A 5,522-nucleotide genomic window follows, 5' to 3' on the forward strand; every position below is an offset into this window, starting at 1 on the left:
CGCCGACGCCCCGCCCGCCATCACGCCCGGCGCCGCCTCGAAGCCGTCCGCCATCTCGCCCTCCCGGATCGTCCGGATCGATCGACGTCCACAACGTAGGGACGGCCTCCCGACGGTGGGTGCGGTTTCGCGGAACTGGTCGGCCGACCGAAATTCGGGCGCTCGTCGCGTCCCGGCTCCCTAGGGTCCGGGGCGACCGGACCCGCGTCCCCGGAAGGGAGTGGACGGACCGTGGAGAAGATCAGCAGGAAGTTGTGGAACTGGGCGTCCATCCTGGAGCCGGCGACACGGGAGCAGGCCGAGCGCGCGTCCACGATGCCGTTCGTGTTCCCGCACGTCGCGCTGATGCCCGACGCCCACCTGGGCCGGGGCGCGACGGTCGGCTCGGTGATCCCGACCGAGCGCGCGATCATCCCGGCCGCGGTGGGCGTGGACATCGGCTGCGGGATGGCGGCCGTGCGGACGCAGTTCACCCGCGAGCAGGTGACCGCCGTCGGATCGCTCACCCCGCTGCGGGAGGCGATCGAGCGGGCGATCCCGCTCTCGGCCGGCCGCTACAACCAGAAGGTCGTGGCCACGGCCGAGCCGCGGGTCGAGGAGCTGACGAGGCGCGCCGAGAAGGCGCGGTTCGACCCGGCGGACTCCGCGAGGAACTGGCACCTCCAGCTCGGGAGCCTCGGCAGCGGGAACCACTTCATCGAGGTGACCGTCGACGAGCTCGACCGGGTGTGGCTGTTCCTGCACTCCGGCTCGCGCGGGGTGGGCAACAAGATCGCGCAGCGGCACATCAAGGTCGCCCACGACGCGATGACCCGCTGGTGGATCGACCTGCCCGACCCGGACCTCGCCTACCTCGTCGAGGGCACCGACGAGTTCTGGTCCTACATCCGCGAGCTGCGGTGGGCCCAGCACTTCGCGCTGCTCAACCGCGAGGAGATGATGGACCGGGTCGTGCGCCAGGTCGCCGAGTTCATGGGCGAGGACGTGGACGAGCAGGAGCGGATCAACTGCCACCACAACTACACCGAGCAGGAGACCCACTTCGGCCGGAAGGTCTGGGTCTCCCGCAAGGGCGCCATCAACGCCGAGGCGGGCCGACCGGGCCTGATCCCCGGCTCGATGGGGACGGCGTCCTACGTGGTCGGCGGGAAGGGCTTCGCGCCGAGCCTCAACAGTTCGCCGCACGGCGCCGGCCGGGCGTACTCGCGGTCGAAGGCGCGGAAGACCTTCACCGTCGACCAGCTCCGGGAGGCGATGACGGGGATCGAGTACCGGGACACCGACGCGTTCCTGGACGAGATCCCGGCCGCGTACAAAGACGTCGACGTCGTGATGGCCGACGCGGCGGAGCTCGTGGAGGTCCGCCACACGCTCCGCCAGATCGTCAACGTCAAGGGCGAGTGAACGCCGCGGGCGGGCACACGAACCGACCGGTCACCGAACGCTCGGCTCCCGGTCGGAACCGGGTCACCGGATCGGGTGGCGGATCGGCGATCATGGGGCTCCCCGTCCACCGCGAGGAGCGCCGTGCCGTCCGCGTCGTCGTCGACCGTCACCCGCCGCACCGTGCTGCTCGGGGGCGCCGCCGCCCTCGCCACGACCGCCCTCACCACGGGCACCGGCCTCGCCGCCCCGGCCCGCACCGAGGTCTTCACCCTCGGCGTCGCCTCCGGTGACCCGATCCCGGACGGCGTCGTGCTCTGGACCCGCCTGGCCCGCGACCCGCGGGCCAGGCAGGGCGGGATGACCGAGCGGGCCGTCGACGTGGACTGGCAGGTCGCCGACGACGAGCGCTTCAGCCGGGTCCGTGCGGCCGGGCGCACCCGCACCGGGCCCGACGGCGGGTACGCCGTGCACGTCGAGGTCGGGGGGCTCCCGGCCGGCGGGACGTTCTTCTACCGCTTCGGTGCGCTGGGCCGCATCTCGCCGGCGGGCGTCACCCGGACCGCCCCGTCCCCGGGGGCGATGGCCCCGCTGACCATCGCCTCGGCCTCCTGCGCGAACTACGAGCACGGGTACTTCACCGCCTACCGGCACATGGCGCAGGAGCAGCCCGACCTGGTCCTCTTCCTCGGCGACTACCTCTACGAGGAGGCGGCGGGCACCTTCCGCGCGAGATCCGGCAACCCCCGCAGCTACGGGAACGCGGAGCCGACCACCGTCGAGGGCTACCGGCACCGCTACGCCCTCCACCACGCCGACGCCGACCTGCAGGCCGCCCACGCCGCCGCGCCCTGGGTCAGCGTCTTCGACGACCACGAGGTCGCGAACAACTGGGCGGGCGCGCACCCCGAGACCCCGCAGCCCGGCTTCCTCGCACGGCGCGCGGCCGCCTTCCGCGCCTGGTACGAGAACATGCCGGTCCGGCTGCCCCAACGCCCGCAGGGCGCGACGATCCAGTGCTTCCGCCGCCTGACCTGGGGTGCGACCGCCACGCTGCACATGCTCGACACCCGCCAGTACCGCGACGTCCAGCCCTGCGGCGACGCGTACCCGAGCTCGTGTGCCGGGCGGACCGACCCGACGCGCAGCATCACCGGCGGCGCCCAGGAGCGCTGGCTCGTCGACGGGTTCCGCACGTCGCGCGCCCGCTGGGACGTGCTCGGCCAGCAGGTGTTCTTCTCCCAGCTCGACCTGGCGCCCGGCCCGCCGCGCGGGTTCGACGTGGACGCCTGGGACGGCTACCCCGTCGAGCGGGACCGGATCGTCGCGGCCTGGCAGCAGGCCCGGGTCCGCAACGCGGTCGTCCTCTCCGGCGACGTCCACACCCACTACCTGGCCGACGTGCACGCCCGCCACGACGACCCGGGGTCCCCGGTCGTCGGCACGGAGCTGGTGTCGAGCTCGATCACCTCGGAGGGCGACGGCTCCGACCGGTCGGCGAAGGTCACCGAGGCGCTGGCCCGGAACCCGCACGTCCGCTACGGCATCGACCGCCGCGGCTACGTGACCGCGCGGTTCACGGCCGACGAGCTCCGCGCGTCGGTACGGGTCGTGGACCGGGTCTCGACGCCGGGGGCCCCGATCCGCACCGCGGCGACGTTCACCGTCGGCGACCGCACCCCGGGGCTGCGTGCGGCGGCCGGGCCGGGCAGCACCGAGACGGTGCTCGAGCGGCACGGCCGACGGTAGGGTGACGAGGACGGCGCCGGGCTCGTCCCTCGAGCCCGGCGCCTCCTCTTGCGCAGCCAGCACGGGCGCCACCACAACACCCGTGCGGCCGGTCCGCCGGCGAGACGACCTCGGCCGCTCGCGCTGAGGTGAGCCTATCCTAACTCGGCGGGGGCGCCAACCCGGGTCCCCGCGGTGTCGCCGGCGGCGCGCAGGCAGCGCCCCGCGAGGGTCCGCAGCGCCGCGGCGAGCTCGTCCGGGGCCTCGACGACGACCTCGAGCCCCATCCCGACGAGCATGAGCACGGCACCGTCGGCGTGGTCGGCCGCGAGGTGCAGGCGGCACGTCCCGTCGCCGAGGTCGTCGAGGCGGACCTGGTCGGTCCACAGGCGTTCGCGCACGACGTCGGGCGGGGCGAGCACGCGCACGCGGCAGCGGAAGGCGCGGACGTCGGCGACCTTCGACGCGACGTAGGCGGCGGGATCGCCGCCAGGGACGGCCCGCGGTTCGAAGCGCGGACCGGTCGCGAGCCCGTCGGGCCCGACCCGCGGGCGCACGCGGTCGAGGCGCAGGGTGCGCCAGTCGTCGCGGCCGAGGTCGTGGGCGAGCAGGTACCAGCGCCGGCCCCAGGAGACGAGGTGGTGGGGTTCCACCCGGCGTCGGGTCACCGCGCCGTCGTGGGCGGTGTAGTCGAGCTCGAGGACGCGGCGGTCGCGGCACGCGGCGCCCACCGCGACGAGGGCCGCGGGGTCGACGGTCGGCATGGCGCGCAGCGGGGTCACCGTCGAGACGGGCACGGCCGCGACGCGGCGCCGCAGCCGGCCCGGGAGGATGCGTTCGAGCTTGACGAGCGCGCGGACCGCCGCCTCGCCGAGCCCGGCCACGCCGACGCCGCCGGACCCGGCCGCGGTCTGCAGCGTCACCGCGACCGCGACGGCCTCCTCGTCGTCGAGCAGCAGCGGCGGGAGCGCCGCACCCGCCCCGAGGCGGTAGCCGCCGGTCGGGCCGAGGTCGACCTCGACGGGGTAGTCCAGGGCGCGCAGCTTCTCGACGTCGCGGCGCACGGTGCGCACCGAGACGCCGAGGCGCTCCGCGAGCTCCGGGCCGGACCACTCGGGGCGGATCTGCAGCAGCGAGAGCAGGCGCAGCAGGCGGGCGGACGTCTCGAGCACGCCTCATCCTCGCGCGGGAGGCGGTCAGGAGGTGACCGGCTCCCCGACGACAGCAACGGCGCTTTCCCGGCCTGTGACGGCAGTACGGCGCCGGTCGCCCAGCGCGTCACGGTCGACAGGTCGTCAGCGCCCGTACGATCGCGGGTGATGACCACGAAGACCGTGCCGGTGCCGCGCTACCGGTTCGAACGCGACACCCGCTACCTCGTCACGATCGTCGACGACGACGGCGGGCGTGCGGACCACCGGCTCGACGCCTACCAGGGCTGGCTGGCCGGCCCCGACGGCATCCGACACCGGTTCGGCGCGCACCGCCGGGCGCGCACCGAGGTCCGGGACGACCGCATCAAGGCGACGGTCGGACCGATCTGAGCGCGGCCGTCCCGACCGCCGCGGGGGACACGACCGGCCCTGCCCGGTCGGCCGCGCCCCCCGCGCCGTCTCCGCACTCCTGGTCCTCGTGGAGTGCCGGCCCTCGTCCGACGCCGCCGCCTCCGACTCGGCGGGTCGTCCTCGGGCCCGGCTCCCGGACCGGGTGGGGACTCAGCTCACGAGACCGCAGCGGAAGCCCTGGGCCACCGCCTGCGCGCGGTCGGACGCCGAGAGCTTGCGGAACAGCCGCCGGGCGTGCGTCTTGACGGTGTCCTCGGACAGGTAGAGCTCGCGGCCGATCTGGCCGTTGCTCTTGCCCTGGCTCATCCCGCGGAGGACCTGCATCTCGCGCTCGGTGAGGTTGATGCTGGACCCGGGCTCGGCCCCGCCGCGCTGGGTCGGGAACACGTCGCCCATCGTGGAGCTGGCGAGCGCGGCCACGAGCTCGGGGCGCGACGCGTCCCAGCGCAGGTAGCCGCGGGCACCGCCGGCGATGGCCGAGGCGATGCTGCCCGCGTCGTCGGGCGCGCCGAAGACGATGACGTTCGCGCCGTGGTGGGCCGCGACGAGGCGGCGGGTGGCCTCCGCGCCCGAGCTGACCGCGCGCTGCGTGCCGACGAAGACGACGTCGACGGGCTGGCGTGCGTAGCGGGCGAGCAGGTCCTCCGGGGTGGCCACGCAGTCGATGCGCTGCACGCCGGGCACGGCCGACATGACGCGGGTCAGCCCTTCGCGGACGCTGCGGCGGTCGTCGCAGATCAGAACCGTCCTCATTCAGACTCCAGTTCCCGGTGTCGGTCCCGCTCGGGGAGGGACCCACGGCTGTTTCCAAGGCGGCCCACGGTGGGCGCTGTCCTTCCATCGGCG

At 74.7% G+C, this 5,522-nt stretch carries 5 protein-coding genes; 3 read left to right on the top strand and 2 right to left on the bottom strand.

The annotated features are described in order from the left end of the window. The first annotated feature begins 231 nt into the window (after positions 1-231). Together AC0CYZ_RS20845 and AC0CYZ_RS20850 are read left to right on the top strand one after the other, a co-directional pair. Entirely contained in the window at positions 232-1,404 is a 1,173-nt protein-coding gene (locus AC0CYZ_RS20845) for an RtcB family protein (protein WP_472218816.1), read from the top strand. A 123-nt stretch (positions 1,405-1,527) separates the two neighbouring features. Next, entirely contained in the window at positions 1,528-3,132 is a 1,605-nt protein-coding gene (locus AC0CYZ_RS20850; protein ID WP_472218818.1) for an alkaline phosphatase D family protein, read from the top strand. 134 nt (positions 3,133-3,266) lie between these two features. On the opposite strand, the gene AC0CYZ_RS20855 is transcribed toward AC0CYZ_RS20850, so the two are convergent. Then, positions 3,267-4,283: a helix-turn-helix transcriptional regulator gene (locus AC0CYZ_RS20855; protein ID WP_472218820.1), complete on the bottom strand. Its 1,017-nt coding sequence runs from the start codon at positions 4,281-4,283 to the stop codon at positions 3,267-3,269. 147 nt (positions 4,284-4,430) lie between these two features. Between AC0CYZ_RS20855 and AC0CYZ_RS20860 the strand changes: the two genes are divergently transcribed. Next, complete coding sequence (locus AC0CYZ_RS20860; RefSeq protein ID WP_472218822.1) at positions 4,431-4,655, top strand: hypothetical protein; 225 nt, start codon at positions 4,431-4,433, stop codon at positions 4,653-4,655. Positions 4,656-4,826: 171 nt separating this feature from the next. Here AC0CYZ_RS20860 and AC0CYZ_RS20865 read toward each other — a convergent pair whose 3' ends face one another. Continuing rightward, positions 4,827-5,429, bottom strand: coding sequence for a LuxR C-terminal-related transcriptional regulator (locus AC0CYZ_RS20865; RefSeq protein ID WP_472218824.1), 603 nt, complete (start codon positions 5,427-5,429; stop codon positions 4,827-4,829). Positions 5,430-5,522: the final 93 nt, after the last annotated feature.

The organism is Actinomycetospora sp. (assembly GCF_055612215.1).

Coding starts and splice junctions, on each gene's coding strand:
- AC0CYZ_RS20860 (WP_472218822.1), top strand. CDS start 4,431: ATGACCACGAAGACCGTGCCGGTGCCGCGCTACCGGTTCGAACGCGAC.
- AC0CYZ_RS20865 (WP_472218824.1), bottom strand. CDS start 5,429: ATGAGGACGGTTCTGATCTGCGACGACCGCCGCAGCGTCCGCGAAGGG.